This is a genomic window from Roseburia sp. MSJ-14 (assembly GCF_018918225.1).
Taxonomy (GTDB): domain Bacteria; phylum Bacillota; class Clostridia; order Lachnospirales; family Lachnospiraceae; genus Petralouisia.
Map to the genome: position 1 here is coordinate 185,132 of NZ_JAHLQD010000050.1, position 19,891 is coordinate 205,022.

The following is a 19,891-nucleotide window of genomic DNA, read 5'->3' on the forward strand; positions in this document are numbered from 1 at the left end:
ACAACCTTCTCGGAAGTTTTTTATATCATAGTAAATACCACATTATAAAATGTGAACTCTTTGTTTATACCGCAAACTGACTGTTATACAATTGTGCATAAAATCCATTTTTTGCAAGAAGTTCTTCGTGATTTCCCTGCTCCATAATCTTTCCGTCTTTCATTACTAAAATCACATCTGCTTCCTGAATCGTAGACAAACGATGCGCTACAATAAAACTGGTGCGCCCTTTCATCATTTTGGCAAATGCGTTCTGAATCTTCATTTCGGTTCTGGTATCAATAGAAGAAGTTGCTTCGTCCAATATGAGCATCGGTGGCAAACACAGCATTACTCGGGCAATGCATAACAACTGCTTTTGTCCTGCGGATAAACTTCCCCCATCTTCTCCAATCACTGTATCATATCCTTGCGGCAAACGCTTGATAAAACTGTGAGCATGTGCGGCCTTCGCTGCTTCTATCATCTCTTCTTCCGTAGCATCCGGTTTTCCCATAATAAGATTTTCTCGTATAGTTCCTGCCTTTAACCAGGTCTCCTGCAATACCATTCCATAACTGCCTCGAAGACTCTTTCTTGTAACATTACGAATGTCGTTTCCTTCTACCTGAATACTTCCGCTATCTACATCATAAAAACGCATCAAGAGATTGATAATGGTAGTTTTTCCACATCCCGTAGGTCCTACAATTGCCACTCGCTGTCCCGGCTCTACCTTTAAGTTAAAGTCCTCTATTAACTTTTTGTCTTTCGTATAGGAGAAGTAAACATCTTTTAACTCCACCTTTCCGGAAACATCTGTCAGTACCTTCGCATCTGCACTTTCCGGAATCTGCGGTTCTTCTTCAATGAGTGCAAAAATTCGTTCTGCACAGGCAAGGGCATTCTGAAGCTCTGTAACTACGCCTGAAATCTCATTAAATGGTTTGGTATACTGATTTGCATAACTTAAAAAGCAGGAAAGCTGTCCTACCGTTATCATTCCATTCATAGCACAAAATGAACCGACTAAACCAACTCCCGTATATACAAGGCTGTTTACAAATCGGGTACTTGGATTGGTAATGGAGGAGAAAAAGGTTGCCTGTAGGGATGCCTTTTCCAACCTTCCGTTAATCTCATCAAAGTTTTCTAACACATCTGCCTCTTTGGAAAATGCCTGTACCACTTTTTGGTTTTCAATCATTTCGTTAATCAGTGCTGTCTGTTCTCCTCTGGTGCTGGACTGTAATAAAAACATCTTATATGTCCGCTTTGCAATAAAACTTGCTACAAACAGCGAAACCGGGGTAATCAACACTACTACTAATGTTATTTTTACATTGATAGCAAGCATAAACAGAAGCGTTCCAAGAATGGTAATTACTCCGGTAAATAATTGAGAAAATCCCATTAAAAGTCCATCTGCAAACTGGTCTACATCTGCAATCACACGGCTTACCAGTTCCCCGTGGGAATGTCCGTCAATAAATTTTAATGGAAGAATCTCCATTTTTGCAAAGGCTTCACGTCGAATATCCTGAATCACTTCATAGGTAATCTTGTTGTTACATACATTCATCAACCACTGTGCCAGTGCTGTTACGCCAATCACAACTCCGATTTTTATAAGAATTGCAAAAACTGCTGAAAAATTCACCATGCCTTCATCAATAATATAGTCGATGGCATCTCCGGTAAGCACCGGAATATACAAGGTCGCTGCTACCGTTATCACAGCAAAAAAGAGTGATAAAATTAAATACCAACGATAACGTTTAATATAACGTAATACTTTTTTTAATGTTTCCGATTGATTTTTCTTCTTTTCTTTTTTCATGCTACTGTTCCTCCCTTCCTAGTGTTTCTTATACTGGGATTCGTAAATTTCCCGATATACTTCACAGGTTTCTAACAGTTGCTCATGCGTTCCGATTCCTGATACCACACCATCATCCAACACAATAATTTTATCTGCATGCTGGATAGAAGAAGTTCGCTGGGATACGATAAATACCGTTGGCTCTCCTTCCATCTCACGAATAGCTTTTCGAAGTCCGGCATCCGTAGCATAATCCAGTGCTGATGCACTATCATCCAAAATCAAAATCTGCGGTTTACGCACCAATGCTCGGGCAATGGTAAGTCGCTGCCTTTGTCCACCGGAAAAATTCTTTCCACCCTGCTCTACCGGAGCATCCAGTTTTCCATCCTTGCCATCTACTACTTCCCTTGCCTGCGCTGTTTCTAATGCCTGATACAGCTCCTTTTCCGTAGCGTTCTCTTTTCCCCAACACAGGTTTTCCCGTATGGTTCCCTGGAATAAAACTGCCTTTTGCATTACAATTCCTACCATTTGGCGTAGTTGCTCAATTGGATAATCCTTGACATTTTTCCCGTTGATTTTCACTTCACCTGCTGTAGCATCATAAAAACGTGGTATCAAATGTACCAAAGATGTTTTTCCACTTCCGGTTCCGCCGATGATTCCGATAGTTTCTCCCTTTTTCACCTGAAAATCAATATCTGTTAAACTTTCTGCCCCTGCCCCCTGATAGGTCAGTCCTACATGGGAAAACTCTACCATATACTCAGAAGCTTCGCTCTTATTTCCTGCAACTTTTCCTAACTGCTCCTTTTGTACATCAATTGGCATGCTGCTCTTCATTTCCAATACAGATTCAATACGATTTCCGCAAGCAACCGCCTTAGTGATAGTTACAATCAAGTTTGCAAGCTTTATTAATTCTACTAAAATCTGAGACATATAGTTTACCAATGCAACCACTTGTCCCTGTGTTAAAACTCCTATATCTACCTGAAATGCACCGATATAAAGCAATGCAATAATACCGCAGTTAATAATGGTATAGGTAACCGGATTCATAAATGCACTGATTCGTCCTACATGATTCTGCATACCAGTAAGTGCTCCCAGGCTTTCTTCGTATCGATTTTTCTCTTCTTCTTCCTTATGGAATGCACGAATTACACGCACTCCGGTAAGATTTTCTCTGGTAATTCCAAGTACCTTGTCCAAACGCTCCTGCACCTTACGGTAAAGAGGAATGCTGATTGCCATGATTCCAAATACTACAATAGATAAAAGAGGAATCGTAACTACAAATACCAATGCCGCCTTTACATCTATGGTAAATGCCATAATCATAGCTCCGAATACAATAAATGGGGAACGTAAAAACAAACGCAATACCATGTTTACCCCAGACTGCACCTGATTAATATCGCTGGTCATTCGGGTTATTAATGTTGCCGTTCCCACCTTGTCAATTTCTGAAAAAGAAAAGGTCTGTATATGAGCAAATAACTGATGACGCACCTGTGTTCCAAATCCAACAGCTGCCTTTGCCGCAAAGTATTGCGCTGTTATGGAACAGGTAAGTCCTATCAGACCTAATGCCACCATAATAAGACACATTCTTAAAATATATCCACTATCCCGATTTGCAATTCCCACATCGATAATCTGTGTCACTACTAACGGAACAATCAGTTCAAAAGATGCCTCCAGCATTTTAAACAGTGGTGCCAGCACACTTTCCTTTTTGTAATCTTTTAAGTATATCAATAATTTTTTCATGGAATAAGTCCCCCATATGATTATTTTATCTTTCCCTATTATAATCCCACTTTCCTTGGTAATTCAATACATAATACATGAAAAAAGGAACATATTACTCTTATGTAATATGTTCCCTATTTTACTTTTTTAACTCTTACGTTATACTATTTTCTTGTCAATTTCCATACAAATCCAAGTATACCGCCAACAATTGCTACGATTGCTCCAATAACAGCCAGATATGCACCGATACCAAAGCTTCCAAATCCCATAGATGCACTGCTTACCTGGGAAATATCATAAATGGTTATTACCAAAGCAATTGCCGCTGGAATTACTCCAAACTTTTGCAAGTTGAATACTGCCAATACAATTGCTACAATAGCCAAGATGACAACGATAACACCATCACCGGTTTGACCTGTTCCGCCACCTACATAATTGATTGTTTCTGACAGAATGGTGTAAAATGGCATAAAACATGCAATAGCCATAACAGCAGAACCTATAATTGTAAGTAACTTTGTAATTTTCTTTCTACTGTCTACTGTCTGAGTAGCCCCACCGGTTACATTGGCTGTCTGGAAATTATTCCCCTGAGTTGCCTGAAATTCTGTTTTAGGAGCCTGTGCCTGACAGTTACACACCTCTCCATCATTAAGTTTTCTTCCGCATTTTATACAATATGACATTGTTTCCTCCTCCTTTGTCCTTCCATTGGTTTGTATTGTTGCGTATCATAATTTAATTATAACACGCTAATGTAGTTCGGACAATACAACATCTTTATAAAAACGGCAGAATCTTCTTAAGTGATGTAGCATTTCCGTTTTTCATCATGGGTTCTGCTAATTTATGAAGGGTTTTATCTGATAGGAAAGGATATAATCCGGTATAATCCTGCAATTCTCCCTGTTTCATTGCTCTTTCTATCAAGGTATCTAATGCCTCATCTGACAAAAATGGTGCAAGTCCTACAATCCCCTTACCGCCCTTTTCCAGGTTAATTCTTTCTACCAACTTATCCAATGTGTAATCTGCCAGAAACGTTGCAATTCCAATTAGTTCTTTTAAATTGGTATCTACATCTATCTGCTCTACTAATTTATCCAGATATTCTTCTTCTAAGTAAGGTGCTAATTCAATCAACTCTTTTATAGAAAACTTTGATTTCTTCGCAGATTCTTCTTTTCCTTCATCTTGTTCTTTTTTTTCTTCCTTTTCAATCACTGTCTGTACCATCTCTTTGGTCTGTTCTGGTTTCACTAATGGAGCCACCTGCGTAATTACATCTGCACCAGTATCTGTTTCTTCTATATATTCTCGTTCCGTTCCCTGAATCAAATGTTCCACCAATTTAGTTTCCTTCGATTCTCCTAAAATCTCATCTATACTACAACCTAACACTAATGCAAGCTGTGGCAATTTTCCGATATCCGGCATAGAATTTCCACGTTCCCAGTTGCTGACTGCCTGATAGCTTACCCCCATTTCATCTGCCAGTTCCATCTGTGTCATATTTTTTTCTTTTCTTAATGTTGCGATTTTCTTTCCTGTTTTTCTTGTGTCAAACATATCTATTCCTCTTTTCTTATCTCAAATTGCGTAACTGACTACTTAATAATTGTAACTGCATGGTCTGTTGTTCCATAACCTGAGTTGCCTTTTTCTCTTCTTCCTGATACCAATAAGTTCTTTTTCTTTCCTGTTTCTGCCTGTTCATTTTTCTCCTCCTTTTCACTGTGTTTTTCTCCTTTCTGCTACAACTTCATCCTAGCAAAATAGATAAAAAAACAACAGCAAGCAGTAATTGAATTGAACTAAAGCAGTACTTGAGATGCCCTATTTACGCACAATACGCGGCAAATCCCACTTATAATGCGCCGCCAAAAAACGAATCAAAATGGTGATGACAAATCCTGTAATCATTGCACCATTTTGTCCTAAAATTTCCCATACATATGCAGTTGCAATAGCCCCCAAAATAGATGCACAGGCATAAATATGTTTTACAAAAATATATGGCAACTCATTTGCCATCATGTCTCGCAATACTCCGCCGCCTACTCCTGTAATTACACCAAGAAAAACTACCAGGAAAATATTCTCACGAAATTCTGACTGCATTCCTGCATTTACGCCATCTACCGTAAATGCTCCCAAACCTAATGCATCAAATAGAAATAATAGTTTTTCATAAATATTTACATAACTGCTCTTTATATTTTTCTTATTCCAATATGCGCACAAAAACACAATGTTTGCCACGATTACCGCCATCAATGTATAGATGGGATTTTGAAACATTTCCGGTGGTACATCTCCAATTAGAATATCCCGCAACATTCCCCCTCCAACTGCTGTGGTAATGGCTAAAATATTTACACCAAAAATATCCATTCCTTTTTTTACCGCAACCATTGCCCCGGATATTGCAAATGCTATGGTTCCAATAATATCCATCCAGAAAATAAATGAAAGTGTCATCTGTTCTACCTCATAGATTTTTCTTAATAATTATAGTTATATGAATTATATTGAAGTTCCCACCATTCGTCAACATATTATATTTTGTAAAAATCGTGATTGTGAATCTTCAAAAAACATGCTAAAATAAATGAAAAGCATATTTTTCTAAGGTTCTTGGGTATCATTACCCTCTATAGATAAACTCTTTATATGCGTTTTCTAAATGCATTTCCAATGCAATACTGCTATGTATTTAGAACGCACTTTCATCGCTATGGTGTAAACAAGGGTGGAAAGCTCATGCAAGAGCCTTCCACCCAATTATTTCGCAGAAAATCTTAATTTACAGACTTTTCTTCTCGTATTTTCTTTTTCTATTATTTCAACATATCTGCTAATTCATAGACACGTTCTCTGGTTAACTCTGCTCCCTTCAGGTTCTCTAACATCGGTTGCATAGAGCCTCCTTCACATTCTGCTCCAGCCTCTTTTATTGCCGCTTCCTTTTCTGCAACCCATTGACGTTCTTCTTCGGTCAACTTTTTCATAGTGTCCTCATCCAAGGTTTCTTTTAAACGTGCCCATATTTGGTTAAGTTCATCATCCCATAATTCATATTCTTCTGCTGATGCCTCGTTCAAGTCCACCTGTGCGTATGCTTGGTCTAATCTATCCTCAATTTCTTTTGCTCGTTGTTCTACTTCTTCTAGCTCTTTATCAATTTCAGATAAATTATCTTGTGTCTCATTATCATCATATAAAGAAGCATCTTCTCCTACAAATCCATTTTCTTCTGCCTCATTATATAAACCATAAAAAGGAAGCTCTGTTTCTGCATCTATATCATAATTATATTTCACCCATGATAAATATCCTTCCGGCAGTTCATCAATTGGTGCACCTTTTAAGTAGAAAAGAATCTCCTTTGCGCCGTCAATTCCATATGGCTCACTGTACACATACTTAACATCATCTGCATATTCTTCCGTATCAGGTTCTTGTTCTAACTCAATACTTTCGATTTTAGCCGAATAAGTATAATCATTTACCTTTTTTAATTTTCCAAACTGTCCGGAAAACTGTGAAACATAACGTGTTCCATCCGGATAATCATCTCCTGCATCACCCATATCTGAATCATTATATAATCCGGAAAAACTTCCATCTGCTTCTACTTGTAATGTAGTACTCCATCCACCTGCTCCACTGGTGAAACAAAATTCCACATCTTCCAGATCTTCATAGGAAAACTCTGTTTCCTCCGGTTCTTCTTTTTCCTCTTCTTTGACTACTTTTTTTGAATTATCAAGTGTCTTCTTCTCTTTACTGTCCTTTTTCTTTACATCGGAAGTATTCTGAGTTGTTTCTTTGTTGCCACATGCTGTCATGGTTCCTATGAGAACTCCGCTTAATCCCAACATAAGCATTAATTTTCGTAACTTTTTGTTCGCCTTCATCATAACTATTTGCTCCTCTCTCTTTTGAAATAATTGTTACGTTAATCATATTAACACTTTTCAAATAGAAATAATAGTAATAATTTTATTGTTTTGCTATTTTTTCCATTTCCTGTGCAATATTCAATGCATGATCCCCTATTCGTTCAAAGTCAGTTAACATCTCGGAATAGATGATACATGCTTCTTCTGCACATTCTCCCAAGCGCATACGTTCCATAAGCTGTTCCCGGTATTGAAATGTCATGTCATCTATGCTCTGTTCCATCTGTGCAATACGCATCATCCATTCCCCGGTTCCCCGTTTTTCATTTCCCAAGGTTTCAAACAATACACGAAGTACCTGCTCCATATGTTCCATTTCTACCTGTGCCTTTTCCGAAAAAACAATATGATTTTCTTCTAACTTTTCCGTATATTCGGCAATGTTAAGTGCATGGTCTCCAATTCGTTCGATGTTTCCAACCATTTTAAAATACTGACTGGCATTATAAGTTTCTTCTTCATTTGCTTCATTTACAATCGTTCTGGAAATGTAATGTGAGATTTCTTTATTCAAATAATCAATGTAATCTTCTGTTTTACATACCTCCGGCACCTGTTCTACATCTCCGGTACGAAATGCCCAAAATGCTCTATCCACATTTTCCTGCGCCATTTCCAGCATACGATATACCTCTTGTGCCAACTGATTGGTATAAATTGCAGCCACACCAATGGTACGCTCTGCTGATTTTCCCAGTGGATGCAAATACTCCAAATGTAACTCCTGATTTCCCTCCTCCGGACGTTCTGGTAAAATCTTCTTTGCTAATCCTGCCAGTCCATTTCCTGCCGGAAGTAGTATGAGTGTTGTTACAATATTAAACAAGGTATGCACATTGGCAATCTGTGCTGCCGGATTAGAAGTTACACTTTCCATAAAGGACACCAATGGCGTTACCATGCACAATATGGTAAAAATCACTGTTCCGATTACATTAAACATAAGATGTATCAATGTAGTACGTTTCGCATTTCGATTGGTTCCTATGGATGCCAAAACCGCTGTAATACATGTACCAATATTCTGTCCAAACAATACATATACCGCTCCGTCCAGTCCTATTAATCCGCTTACTGCAAGTGCCTGTAAAATTCCCACTGATGCTGATGATGATTGTATTATGGCTGTAAATACTGCACCTGCAAGTATTCCAAATACAGGATTGGAAAATGTAGTCATCAAATGAATAAAGCTATCTGACTGCTGCAATGGTGTCATGGAACCACTCATCATTCCCATTCCGATAAACAGCACTCCAAGTCCTGCTAAAATCTGTCCAAAATATGTATATTTTTGTTTTTTAAAAAACAAAATCATCACCACACCGGCAAAAGCAAACAAGGGGGCAATTGCACCTACATCCAGTGCTATCAACTGTCCGGTTATGGTAGTACCAATATTGGCACCCATAATAATCCATACTGCCTGCTGCAACGTCATCATACCGGAATTTACAAATCCCACTACCATCACCGTTGTTGCCGACGATGATTGTATAATTGCTGTAATTCCGGCTCCTACGGCTACTCCTAAAAAACGATTCGCTGTCAGTTTTTCTAAAATTTGCTTCATTTTATTTCCGGCAGCCGCTTCTAACCCCTGACTCATCATCTGCATACCGTATAAAAACAGTGCTAATCCGCCTAATAATTCCAATATATGCGTCATTTCCATTGCTTTTTCTTCCTTCCTGTGTACCTTTACATTCTGTCATAAAAACAGTTATTTTTTCTTATACTTTTCGTATTTACGTTATAAAAAGGAGCTTCCCATACGAAACTCCTTTTCTTATACTGCTACGAGCATACCAACTATTTTATTTACCGTCAATCTAAACAGACTTTCCTTAACACTTTTTGAGCAATGTCTTAACGCTTTCTTAGCGTCTAAAATATATCCTGTTTTTGTATGAACCCTGACAATCGTTTCACCAAAACAGCTCCTACCATGCCAATAACCACACCAAAAACCACACCGGAAACAAGGAGTACCGGAAGATAATAAAACAAACTGCTGTTTTCTACTACAATTGCTGCCACTATAATCTGTCCTATATTGTGAAATACTGCACCAAGTACACTGACCCCTGTAATGGAAAATAGCTTTGTCTTTCGTGCGATTACCATTACCAACAGGCTTAGCATACCACCTCCGAGACTATACATCATCATTGCCAGATTTCCAAAGGTAAATCCCGTCAATACAATTCGCACAAGGGATAACACAACTGCCGGAACTACTCCTATCGTATATAACGTTACAATGGTTACCATGTTAGCCAGTCCTATCTTAATTCCCGGAATTCCTACGTTAATCGGAATCAAAGATTCAATATACGAAAAAATAAATGCTAACGCTACTAACATTCCCATATATGCTGTCTTTTTTGCCATAATTGTTCCCTTCTCTATTGTCTTTCTCTATTGTCTAATTGGTGGATGCATCTACATCTGCTTCTTCACCATTTTCAATCTCAACCACTACTTTATTGGGCAGACACACCAATGTTTCTCCTGTCTTATCAATTGGTTTATGACGTATACAAATTTTATCCGGGCAGGATGCCTCTTCAATTCTCGCATCCCCCTTTTCAATAATCAATAAATTATATCCGTTATTTTCGGATTCTATTTTTACGGTTCTGTCCTCTGACAACGGATATCTTCCATACTCTGTTCCATCAATCGTTACTACCGCCTGCGCATCCTTGGTATTCCATTTTCCGTAGAGATTTACCAAACACAATGCCACCAGTGCAATTACTACGATTATTCCAATCATGATTACATCATTTTTTTTCATTCTATGCTCCTATTATTTTGCCAGATATTTGGAAAATCCACTGGAATACTGAATACTTCCATCCTCAAGTATCCACATTGCCTCAACTCCATCCATGGATTCTACCAATGCCTTTCCTTCTTCATAGTCCATATTAAACAATGCAGTAGACATGGCATCTGCCTTCCCCGAATCCTTCATAATCACAGAAACAGATGCCATATGTTCTGCCGGCATCATGGTATCGGGGTCAATAATATGACAATAACGTTTTCCAGCCACTTCATAATATCTTTGATAATTTCCGCTGGTTACAATGGACATATCCTGCAATTTTACCTTTTGTACATACTCCTTATCACTGCTCAAATCCGGATTCTGCACTCCTACGCTCCAGCCCTCACCATCTTCCTTCGCTCCTACTACGCAAACATTTCCCCCTGCGCTAATTAAAAGATGATTCATATTGTGTGCCTTTGCATAATCTGCCACTTTTTGTACTGCATATCCTTTTCCAATGCTTCCCACATCTAAAGACATTTCTGCATCCGCCAGATATACCGTAGAGGCTTCTTCATCGATGATTAACTGATTAATATCTGTATGTGCCGCTTTTGCTTCAATTTCTTCCATAGGCGGCAATTCTGCCTTAGTTGGATTATTTAAACCTGCTTCCCGATAATCATGCCACAGACTTAATACACTGCCATAAGCAATATTTACCTGTCCGTTGGTTTCTACATATGCTTCTTTTCCCAGCTTTAGTAAATCTATAATTTCCGGTGCTACTTTTACCGGTTCTTTCCCTGCATTGTCATTGATGGTTTTTATATTATTTACTCCATCATAATCGTTATAAATATCATATAACTGATTATAATAATCAAACTGCTCCTTTAATTCACTCACCTGTTGGGTAAATGTCTCCTGACTCTCGCCATAGCCAATAATATTTGTCACAGTATCGAATACATCGGTAAACTGTGCCTCAAAACGTTCCGTTTTTGTTGTATTTTTTCCGTGCCAAAGTAAAATTCCCGCAAAAATAATCACTACAATTCCCAGTATAAGTGCCTGATATTTTTTCTTCATTTTCTTCTCCAATATGCTTATTTCCAATACCTTTTATTATACTAAAAAACCATTTTTCATACAAGTGCTTGTATTTTCCCCTTTGCTATGCTATATTCTAGCCAAATCATGAAAGGAATTCTTAATCCAATGAAGCGTACCTTTACTTATCAAATCACTTCTGCCGACGCAGGGCATAATATTGAATATTTTCTAAAGGAACAGGGATTTTCCAATCAAAATATCATTGATTTAAAAAAAATGCCGGAAAGTATTCTGGTAAACGGTGTCTGGAAACATGTAAATTATTCTTTACAACCATTGGATACTCTGAAAGTCTGCATGGAAGAAACTGCATCTTCTCAGAAAATTGTTCCCGTGGAACTTCCCTTGGACATTATCTACGAGGATGAAGACCTACTGGTGGTGAATAAGCCTGCGGATATGCCAATTCACCCTTCTATGGGAAATTATGAAAATACACTCGCCAACGCCGTTGCCTGGTATTATCATAAACAAAATATTCCCTTTGTATTTCGTTGCATCAATCGCCTTGACCGAAATACCTCCGGACTTACCATTATTGCAAAACATATGGTAAGTGCCAATATCTTATCTCAAATGGTGGCAGAACGAGAGATTCATCGCGAATATCTTGCCATTGTTCAGGACAAATACCTGCCGGATATGGGAATTGTCTATGCTCCTATTGGGCGAAAAGAAGGCTCTACCATTGAACGCACCATAGACTTTATCAATGGTGACCGTGCTATCACTCAGTATCAGGTACTTGGCAGAGAAAACGGTTATGCCTTCGTATCTCTTAAACTGGAAACCGGACGTACACACCAGATTCGTGTTCATATGAAATATATGAAGTGTCCATTGGTAGGTGATAGTCTGTATAATTCCAAAGAGGCTTCTTATGTTGCCACTTTATCTGATGTTTCACAAGACACACGCATTTTAAAACGTCAGGCACTCCACTCTGCCAAACTGGAGTTTATCCACCCAATTACAAAAAAGCCTTTGTGTTTTACACAAAAGCTTCCGGATGATATGACAAATTTCTTAATTAAAAATATGTCCTTTACTTATGAAGAGTTTCAGTAATTATAAGACTACTTTTTTCTAAATGGAATAATTCCTATTGAAAACATTTTTTTCTAATACAGCCATACGCAATCATCATGGCAATTCCTGTTACTACCCAGGAAATCGGATAGATAATAAGTAATACCCAGAATTCGTGAACCATGCGGCATGCGGTAGATATCCACACAAGTCGTAACACACAGGAACCTACAAATGTTATAATTGCAGGCAACAGAGAATGTCCCAATCCTCGCATTGCTCCTGCACTGATTTCATATACAGAAGTAAGTAACTCCAGTGTAGTCGCAATCAAAAGTCGCTGTGTTGCAAATTCCAGCACCGCCTGGTCTGTGGTATAGATGCGCAGGAAAAATCCCCTGCCTAAAACAAAAATACCTGAGAGAAGTCCACAGGACACCAAAGAAAATACCATAGATATTCTAAAAATTTTCTTACATCTTTCCGGCTCTCCTGCCCCATAGTTTTGACTGGTAAATGTAACCGCTGCCTGTGCAAATGCATTTACCAGAAAATATGCAAAAAACTCAAAGTTCAACGCTGCCGCAGAACCGGCAATAGCATTGGAACCAAAACTGTTAATGGTACTTTGTATGCAAACATTGGCAATGGAAAACATCATTCCCTGTAATCCTGCCGGAATTCCAATACTCAAAATCTTTTTTAATTCTATTGGTACAATCGTAAGTTTTCGTAACTCCAGTCTGATTGGCTCTGACTCATGAAGAAGTATATACATCACAATCCCGGAACTTACCATATTTGATATCACGGTAGCAATTGCTACACCGGCAACACTTAGCTTAAATCCGATTACAAGTATCAGATTTAAAATCGTATTAACTACTCCGGCAACAATAAGGCTATAGAGCGGACGTCTGCTGTCACCGGTACTTCTAAGAATGGATGAACCAAAATCATATAACATGATAAAGGGCATACCAAGTAAATAAATTCGCAAATACAATACTGCCAGCTGAATCACATCCTCTGGTGTTCCCATTAATAACAATACCGGTCTTGCGATAAATTGTCCAAATATCATGACAAATACACCACTTATCATGGCTACAACAATTGCTGTATGAATCGCTGCATGGATATTTTCCTCTGATTTTTGTCCAATATAGTGTGCTATTACAACATTTGACCCAAGAGATATTCCGATAAATAAGTTAATCAATAATGATATTAAGGAACTGTTACTTCCTACTGCTGCCAATGCCTGGCTGCTTGCAAAACGCCCCACCACCGCTGTGTCTACAGAATTAAACAACTGTTGTAAGATACTGCTTGCCGCAAGCGGAAGCGCAAATATAAGAATTTTATTCCATAATGAACCCTGGGTCATATCCATTGTTTTTTTACTTGTTGTACTCATAATACTTCACATGCCTCTTTTATCTACTAATTATTAACCTTTACTTGTTATCCAGTTCTACTTTGCGGACAATTCTCGCCGGATTTCCTACTACAATAGTATTTGCAGGAACGTCCTTTGTTACAACGGCAGCCGCACCTACGATTGCATTCTCACCAATTGTCACACCCTGTAAAATTGTTACACCTGCACCAATCCAGGCATTTTTCTTTATTACTACCGGTTTACATAAAAGAATTCGATGTTGTTTTTCATCGTGGTTGTTTGTAAGTATCTGTATATTTGCCGCAATACTTACATCATCTTCAATGATTACGCCACCTCTGGACATGCAGACAAAATTATACATAACGGAAACATGGTTTCCTATTTTAACACGGTCGCCCATAATAATGTGTACGCCCTGTCTCACAATGCTTCCTTCTCCAATCCAGGTTGCTTCCAATTCTTCTATCCGTTTTCAAGCAACTTTTTTACTGCCACATAGGTTAATCTTTTCTTGCATTGGTTCTTTCCACTGATCCTGCCGGCATAAAAAACCTTCTTTCTTTATGGTACTTATTCTTCCATCCGCAGTACATCATACCACAAAGATAAAATTTTTGTTAGTAAAATTCCTTATTTATTCATCTTAGCACCATCACCTATTTTATCTCCTGCTAAAAAATACTCATAGGTAGGAACTCAAACAACACTGATACCCCCATACAATCCGCTTCCTGCAACCATGACTCATCTACTATATTAATTCCCTGATTGATATAATGCTAACTGTGCTCCAATATTTTTCTTCATTATTTTCTTTGATATAAAAGAGATATCACCTCACAGTTGAAATGATACCTTTCCTGGTTTCAAAGTTCTATTCTATCCCTTTCTGGTTTGGAACAAAAAACTTGGACATATTTACTTTTTCTAAAGTAAGGAGTTTTTCTTTCTTCTCCATTCCTCCTGCATACCCTGTCAAACTTCCATTGGTTCCCACTACTCTATGGCAAGGAATAATAATAGATATTGAATTATGTCCAACGGCTCTTTTCCGCTAAAATAAATATCCAGCCATTGGTCTGTTTCTTCAAATATGGGAAGACTTTTTTCTTCATATTCCTTTAACAGTGTATCTGCAAAATACTTTTGTCCATCAAACCATAATCCAATGAGTTCTTCACCATTACTGGCAAGCGTAATTCCACCAAAAGGGGAATCATAATGATGTATGTATTCCATAATTTTCCTCACTACTGGTGTAAACAAAGGGCTGTCTTCCGACAGCCCCTTATTTTCCTAATTCTGTGTTGTATCTGTACTACTTGTATTGTCCGTACCAGTGGTACTATTTGTACTACTTGGTGCGTCCTGCTTTATGCTAAATAAGTCATCAAATTTTACTTTTTTCCATTCTGATTTATTTACTTCATACTTAACATCTTTTTTATAACCATCACATACTTCTTTATAGTGATCTGTTTTTCTCTGTTTTACAATTTCAGTCTTCTTATTTGCGGTAGCCTGTTCATCAAATGTACTATCCATACGAATAATGTAATAATTATTGTCATCCTCTAATACATCACTGATGTCTCCCACCTGCATGCTGTCTGCTGCTGCAATCACATCTTTTGCAAAATTACTTTCATCTGAACCATAGGAATAAGTGGATACTGTATATCCTGCTTCCTGTGCTGCACCGTCAAAGTCTGCCTGTGCTTTTTTTGCATATTCATTTACAGTATTTTCTAATTCTTTTTTCTGTTCATCTGTATATTCAACGGTCTTTCCATCTGCATCCGTCGTGGATGTTTTACTAATCTTAACATAACTAAAAGTCTTCTGCGCAGCTTCTTCATCCGAAACTTCCGTATCAACTTCCGCTCCTATGGCATTATTCATTTTTGTCTGAATGGTATCTAAACGAAGCATCTCTTTTACATATTCCTTTGTTGCTCCTATCTGCTCAATAGCTACCTTACTATTATCAGACATAAACTTATCAGCTGCTTCATCAATAGCTGACATTTCATCATCTGTAATCTCTACGCCATAATCTGACATATGATCTTCTAATAAATACAACAGCTCTATATTTTCAGCCACCTGATCCTTTACCGTTGTTTCCATATCGGAACCATTTCCGTTCATATCCTGTGACCAATAATCACTTGTTCCATACATGGAACCCAAATATCCATCATATACTGCCTGTTGGAATTTTGCCATAAAATTCATAAATCCAAGAGAGATTTCCTCTCCATTTAAGGTGGCTCCCACTGCATCCGCCTTAATTTCATTACATCCTGTCAATACGGATGCTCCCATAGCTGCCGCCAAAAGCAGGGACAGTAATCTTTTTGCCTTCATAGTTTCCTCCTAGGTATTTCTTTCGTAATCTTTCTTTTTACATACTGATGATATTATAGTTCTTTTCCTTTTGTGTATCAACTATTTTTCAGGGATTTAACAGTTTTTTCACTTTTCTAACAGTAAGTTTCTCGTATCTTCCAGTATTTGCTGTGCTATCTCAAGTGCACTTCGTCCTTTCTGTCTGGTATTATGTGTTCTTACATACTCAAAATACGGTGCTTTCGAATCTCGGATAAACTGAAGTGCCCCTTCGTATTTTTCTGCCATTGGTGCAATGTTTACCGGATTGATTTTTGCCTGCTGGTAAAAGGTAAATCTGATTTTATCTCCGTTTTCCTTAATTTCCGTATAGTAACAGCTATGTGCCTTTGCCTTTAACTGCGCAATCGTAAGGAGATTTTCCACGGACTTAGGTGGTTCTCCAAAGCGGTCAATGAGCTCTTCTAACATTTCCTCACTTTCCTCTTGGTTTTCAATCCCGGTAATTCGTTTATAAATATCTAACTTTTGGAACTCGTTTGGTATATAGGTTGGCGGAATAAAAGCATCCATATCTAACTCTATGGTTGTTTCAAACTGTTCCGGTGTCTCAATTCCTTTCAAGGTCTTAACCGCTTCATTTAGCATCTTACAGTACAAGTCATATCCTACCGCTTCCATATGCCCATGCTGTTTTGCACCTAAGAGGTTTCCTGCTCCGCGGATTTCTAGGTCTCGCATAGCTATCTTAAATCCGCTTCCCAATTCGGTAAATTCTTTAATGGCAGACAAACGCTTTTCTGCAATCTCTTTTAACATTTTATTTTGCTTATACATCAAAAAGGCATATGCGGTACGATTGGAACGACCAACTCTTCCCCGCAACTGATAGAGCTGGGATAGTCCCATATTATCCGCATCATGGATAATCATGGTATTTACATTGGAAATATCAAGTCCTGTTTCAATGATAGTTGTAGATACCAGTACATCAATTTCTCCATTGATAAACTGATACATAATATCTTCTAACTCGCGCTCTTTCATCTGTCCATGGGCAAAGGCTACGTTTGCCTCCGGTACTAACTCTGCAATTTTCGATGCCACTTCTGCGATTTGATTTACTCTGTTAAAAACATAGTACACCTGTCCATTTCTTGCTAATTCCCGGTTAATTGCCTCTCGCACAATTTCTTCGTTAAACTCCATAACATACGTCTGAATCGGCATTCTGTCCATAGGTGGTTCTTCTAATACGCTCATGTCTCGAATTCCAATGAGGCTCATATGAAGGGTTCTTGGAATCGGTGTTGCTGTTAAAGTCAACACATCTACATTTTTCTTTATCTGCTTGATTTTTTCCTTATGGGCAACTCCAAAACGTTGCTCCTCGTCAATAATCAGCAATCCCAAATCCTTGAATTCTACATCCTTAGAAAGTACTCGATGTGTTCCAATTACAATGTCTACCATTCCCTTTTTCAAGCCCTCTACGGTCTTTTTTATCTGTCCATTGGTACAAAAACGGCACATCAAGTCTACCTGAACCGGGAAATCTTTCATTCGCTGTACGAAGTTATTGTAATGCTGCTGTGCCAAAATGGTGGTTGGTACAAGGTAAACTACCTGCTTTCCCTCTTGTACTGCTTTAAATGCTGCTCGTATGGCAACTTCCGTCTTGCCATATCCCACATCACCGCAAATGAGGCGATCCATAATCTTGGTGCTCTCCATATCCTTTTTGGTGGCTTCAATGGCAAGTTCCTGGTCTTCTGTTTCCTCAAATGGGAACATTTCTTCAAACTCCCGTTGCCATACCGTATCCGGTCCGTACTGAAATCCTTCCGTCTGCTGGCGAATAGCATACAACTCTACCAGTTCTTTGGCAATCTCTTTGACTGCACCTTTTACCCTGCTCTTTGTCTTATTCCACTCCTGACCGTCTAGGCGGTTAATCTTTGGCTTCTTTGCATCTGCTCCTGCATACTTTTGAATTGCTTCTAACTGAGTTGCCAAAATATACAGCGTACTGCCCTTATCGTATTCAATCTTAATATAATCCTTTACCGTCTTTTGAATCTCGACTTTTTCAATGCCTCGATAAATTCCCACACCGTACCGCTCATGTACCACATAGTCTCCCACATTTAAGTCTGTAAAGCTTTGGATTTTCTCTCCCTCATAAATCTTTCGCTTCTTCTTACGCTTCTTTTCGCCACCGAAAATATCACTTTCCGAAATCACCACAAACTTAATGTCCGGATATTCAAATCCTTTATTGAGTTTTCCATAAGCAACCATCACTTCTCCCGGCTGCACTTCGTGATTAAAATCCTCGCTGTAAAAGCAACTGAGTCCTTCATTTTGCAAATCTTCTGCTAAATGGGTAGCACGAGTTTTCGAACCTGACAGTAAAATCACACGGTATTTATTTTTCTTATATCTCTGTAAGTCCTTAATAAGTATTTCAAAACTACGATTATATGGATTTACCGCCTTGGTCTGGATATTGTATCGATACTTAATCTCCAGCTCATTGACCTTCATTTCCAAGGTTGTCACTGCCACACATTTCCGATGCTCTAATGTGGCAAAAATTTCTGCCCCGGTATACAGTGCATTCATTTGTCCCGGTAAAATATATCCCTTTTCCAGACGATGCTTCATACTTTCGGAAAATTCCTGTTCTACGACTCGTCCTTTTTCCGCAATACGGGCAGGCTCATCCAAAAATATCAATATATTTTCCTTTGGAAAATAATCTAAAAAGGACACGGTTTCCTCTAAAAAGTAACTAAGATAACTGTCTAAATTATCCACTCGTCCAAGCTCTGTAAGTTCTTCTTTTAAGGCATCTAACGTCTTACGAATACGATGTGCTTCCTCTGTTTTCATTTCCTTTCGGAATGTCTCATAAAGTTCTTCCGCTTCGGTTTCAATTTTCTCTAATCCCTGTGCTATCTGCTCTTTAGATAACACAACTTCACATGCCGGATAAATCTCCACACTTTCCAGATTTTCAATGGAACGTTGGCTTTCTACCTCAAAACTACGAATAGAATCAATCTCATCTCCCCATAACTCAATACGATATGGTACTTCCTCCGTTAGTGGAAAAATATCCAGGATTCCACCACGGACAGCGAATTGTCCTGCACCTTCAATCTGATAATTACGCTCATATCCTAACTGTACCAGTTTTTCCTTCATTTTCTCCATATCCATGGAGTCTCCCACGGTATAGTCCAAAATTCCCTCTTTGATATTGGTAATAGGTGCAATTCGATCCAGTAATGCATCGAAGGTAGTAATAATCGTTACCTGCTCATTTTCTAAAATTGCCCGCACCGCCTGCAAACGCTCTGCCGTTAAGGCATTTCCGCGAATATCTGACTGATAAAACAACACGTCTTTTGCAGGGTAATACACTGCCTCTCTGTCATAAAATCGATAATTATCGTATAATTCCCTTGCCTTTTGTTCATTAAAGGTTACAATGAGCTTTTTCTCTTTTTCCTTAGATAAGCTGTAAATCAAATGAGGCTTCTGGACATCAATGCATCCAGAAACCTGTATGATTCCTTTCTCTTTAGAAAGTGTTGTTTTTAATTCTTCATATTCCTTTAACCCTGATAGAGGTTTTGTAAAACTTTCCATTTCTTTCTACCTCA

General features: G+C 38.4%; 16 protein-coding genes and 1 pseudogene. 1 reads left to right on the forward strand and 16 read right to left on the reverse strand.

The genetic code is table 11. The features are described from left to right. Positions 1-64 precede the first annotated feature (64 nt). From KQI83_RS14300 to KQI83_RS14345, 11 genes are all read right to left on the reverse strand, one after another. Positions 65-1,819 (reverse strand): ABC transporter ATP-binding protein, encoded by a 1,755-nt coding sequence (locus KQI83_RS14300; RefSeq protein ID WP_216559476.1) that lies wholly within the window; start codon positions 1,817-1,819, stop codon positions 65-67. 18 nt (positions 1,820-1,837) lie between these two features. Beyond that, the gene (locus KQI83_RS14305) at positions 1,838-3,580 is read right to left on the reverse strand and encodes an ABC transporter ATP-binding protein (protein ID WP_216559478.1); all 1,743 of its coding nucleotides are present in this window, start codon (positions 3,578-3,580) and stop codon (positions 1,838-1,840) included. A gap of 146 nt (positions 3,581-3,726) precedes the next feature. Beyond that, positions 3,727-4,254 (reverse strand): hypothetical protein, encoded by a 528-nt coding sequence (locus KQI83_RS14310; RefSeq protein WP_216559480.1) that lies wholly within the window; start codon positions 4,252-4,254, stop codon positions 3,727-3,729. 94 nt (positions 4,255-4,348) lie between these two features. Next, positions 4,349-5,137, reverse strand: coding sequence for a helix-turn-helix domain-containing protein (locus tag KQI83_RS14315; protein ID WP_216559482.1), 789 nt, complete (start codon positions 5,135-5,137; stop codon positions 4,349-4,351). Positions 5,138-5,153: 16 nt separating this feature from the next. After that, entirely contained in the window at positions 5,154-5,285 is a 132-nt protein-coding gene (locus KQI83_RS16980; RefSeq protein ID WP_256447818.1) for a hypothetical protein, read from the reverse strand. A gap of 119 nt (positions 5,286-5,404) precedes the next feature. Further along, positions 5,405-6,049: a trimeric intracellular cation channel family protein gene (locus KQI83_RS14320; RefSeq protein ID WP_216559484.1), complete on the reverse strand. Its 645-nt coding sequence runs from the start codon at positions 6,047-6,049 to the stop codon at positions 5,405-5,407. A 359-nt stretch (positions 6,050-6,408) separates the two neighbouring features. Further along, the gene (locus tag KQI83_RS14325; RefSeq protein WP_216559486.1) at positions 6,409-7,491 is read right to left on the reverse strand and encodes a lysozyme inhibitor LprI family protein; all 1,083 of its coding nucleotides are present in this window, start codon (positions 7,489-7,491) and stop codon (positions 6,409-6,411) included. A gap of 82 nt (positions 7,492-7,573) precedes the next feature. After that, positions 7,574-9,208, reverse strand: a complete 1,635-nt coding sequence (locus tag KQI83_RS14330; RefSeq protein ID WP_216559488.1) for a Na/Pi cotransporter family protein — start codon at positions 9,206-9,208, stop codon at positions 7,574-7,576. 212 nt (positions 9,209-9,420) lie between these two features. Further along, positions 9,421-9,927, reverse strand: coding sequence for a Gx transporter family protein (locus tag KQI83_RS14335; RefSeq protein ID WP_216559490.1), 507 nt, complete (start codon positions 9,925-9,927; stop codon positions 9,421-9,423). 34 nt (positions 9,928-9,961) lie between these two features. Next, positions 9,962-10,336: a NusG domain II-containing protein gene (locus KQI83_RS14340; protein ID WP_216559492.1), complete on the reverse strand. Its 375-nt coding sequence runs from the start codon at positions 10,334-10,336 to the stop codon at positions 9,962-9,964. Between the two features lie 12 nt (positions 10,337-10,348). After that, positions 10,349-11,407 (reverse strand): FAD:protein FMN transferase, encoded by a 1,059-nt coding sequence (locus tag KQI83_RS14345; RefSeq protein WP_216559494.1) that lies wholly within the window; start codon positions 11,405-11,407, stop codon positions 10,349-10,351. Positions 11,408-11,536: 129 nt separating this feature from the next. Between KQI83_RS14345 and KQI83_RS14350 the strand changes: the two genes are divergently transcribed. Next, a complete protein-coding gene (locus KQI83_RS14350) occupies positions 11,537-12,499 on the forward strand; it encodes an RluA family pseudouridine synthase (RefSeq protein WP_216559496.1) in 963 nt (320 codons plus the stop codon). 34 nt (positions 12,500-12,533) lie between these two features. Here KQI83_RS14350 and KQI83_RS14355 read toward each other — a convergent pair whose 3' ends face one another. The 5 genes and pseudogenes from KQI83_RS14355 to mfd all read right to left on the reverse strand — a co-directional run bounded on the left by KQI83_RS14355 (position 12,534) and on the right by mfd (position 19,877). After that, complete coding sequence (locus tag KQI83_RS14355; RefSeq protein ID WP_216559498.1) at positions 12,534-13,880, reverse strand: MATE family efflux transporter; 1,347 nt, start codon at positions 13,878-13,880, stop codon at positions 12,534-12,536. Positions 13,881-13,920: 40 nt separating this feature from the next. Next, positions 13,921-14,292: an acyltransferase gene (locus tag KQI83_RS14360; RefSeq protein WP_216559500.1), complete on the reverse strand. Its 372-nt coding sequence runs from the start codon at positions 14,290-14,292 to the stop codon at positions 13,921-13,923. Positions 14,293-14,742: 450 nt separating this feature from the next. Continuing rightward, positions 14,743-15,107: pseudogene (locus tag KQI83_RS14370) on the reverse strand (methylated-DNA--[protein]-cysteine S-methyltransferase). A 57-nt stretch (positions 15,108-15,164) separates the two neighbouring features. Next, the gene (locus KQI83_RS14375; protein ID WP_216559503.1) at positions 15,165-16,238 is read right to left on the reverse strand and encodes a peptidyl-prolyl cis-trans isomerase; all 1,074 of its coding nucleotides are present in this window, start codon (positions 16,236-16,238) and stop codon (positions 15,165-15,167) included. A 108-nt stretch (positions 16,239-16,346) separates the two neighbouring features. After that, positions 16,347-19,877: a transcription-repair coupling factor gene (gene mfd / locus KQI83_RS14380; RefSeq protein ID WP_216559505.1), complete on the reverse strand. Its 3,531-nt coding sequence runs from the start codon at positions 19,875-19,877 to the stop codon at positions 16,347-16,349. Positions 19,878-19,891: the final 14 nt, after the last annotated feature.

Bases quoted from the DNA above. Each gene is read 5' to 3' on its own strand.
- KQI83_RS14375 (WP_216559503.1), bottom strand. From the start codon at position 16,238: ATGAAGGCAAAAAGATTACTGTCCCTGCTTTTGGCGGCAGCTATGGGA.
- KQI83_RS14320 (WP_216559484.1), bottom strand. From the start codon at position 6,049: ATGACACTTTCATTTATTTTCTGGATGGATATTATTGGAACCATAGCA.
- KQI83_RS14315 (WP_216559482.1), bottom strand. From the start codon at position 5,137: ATGTTTGACACAAGAAAAACAGGAAAGAAAATCGCAACATTAAGAAAA.
- KQI83_RS14325 (WP_216559486.1), bottom strand. From the start codon at position 7,491: ATGATGAAGGCGAACAAAAAGTTACGAAAATTAATGCTTATGTTGGGA.
- KQI83_RS14350 (WP_216559496.1), top strand. From the start codon at position 11,537: ATGAAGCGTACCTTTACTTATCAAATCACTTCTGCCGACGCAGGGCAT.
- KQI83_RS14330 (WP_216559488.1), bottom strand. From the start codon at position 9,208: ATGGAAATGACGCATATATTGGAATTATTAGGCGGATTAGCACTGTTT.
- KQI83_RS14310 (WP_216559480.1), bottom strand. From the start codon at position 4,254: ATGTCATATTGTATAAAATGCGGAAGAAAACTTAATGATGGAGAGGTG.
- KQI83_RS14305 (WP_216559478.1), bottom strand. From the start codon at position 3,580: ATGAAAAAATTATTGATATACTTAAAAGATTACAAAAAGGAAAGTGTG.
- KQI83_RS14300 (WP_216559476.1), bottom strand. From the start codon at position 1,819: ATGAAAAAAGAAAAGAAGAAAAATCAATCGGAAACATTAAAAAAAGTA.
- KQI83_RS14340 (WP_216559492.1), bottom strand. From the start codon at position 10,336: ATGAAAAAAAATGATGTAATCATGATTGGAATAATCGTAGTAATTGCA.
- KQI83_RS14345 (WP_216559494.1), bottom strand. From the start codon at position 11,407: ATGAAGAAAAAATATCAGGCACTTATACTGGGAATTGTAGTGATTATT.
- mfd (WP_216559505.1), bottom strand. From the start codon at position 19,877: ATGGAAAGTTTTACAAAACCTCTATCAGGGTTAAAGGAATATGAAGAA.
- KQI83_RS16980 (WP_256447818.1), bottom strand. From the start codon at position 5,285: ATGAACAGGCAGAAACAGGAAAGAAAAAGAACTTATTGGTATCAGGAA.
- KQI83_RS14335 (WP_216559490.1), bottom strand. From the start codon at position 9,927: ATGGCAAAAAAGACAGCATATATGGGAATGTTAGTAGCGTTAGCATTT.
- KQI83_RS14355 (WP_216559498.1), bottom strand. From the start codon at position 13,880: ATGAGTACAACAAGTAAAAAAACAATGGATATGACCCAGGGTTCATTA.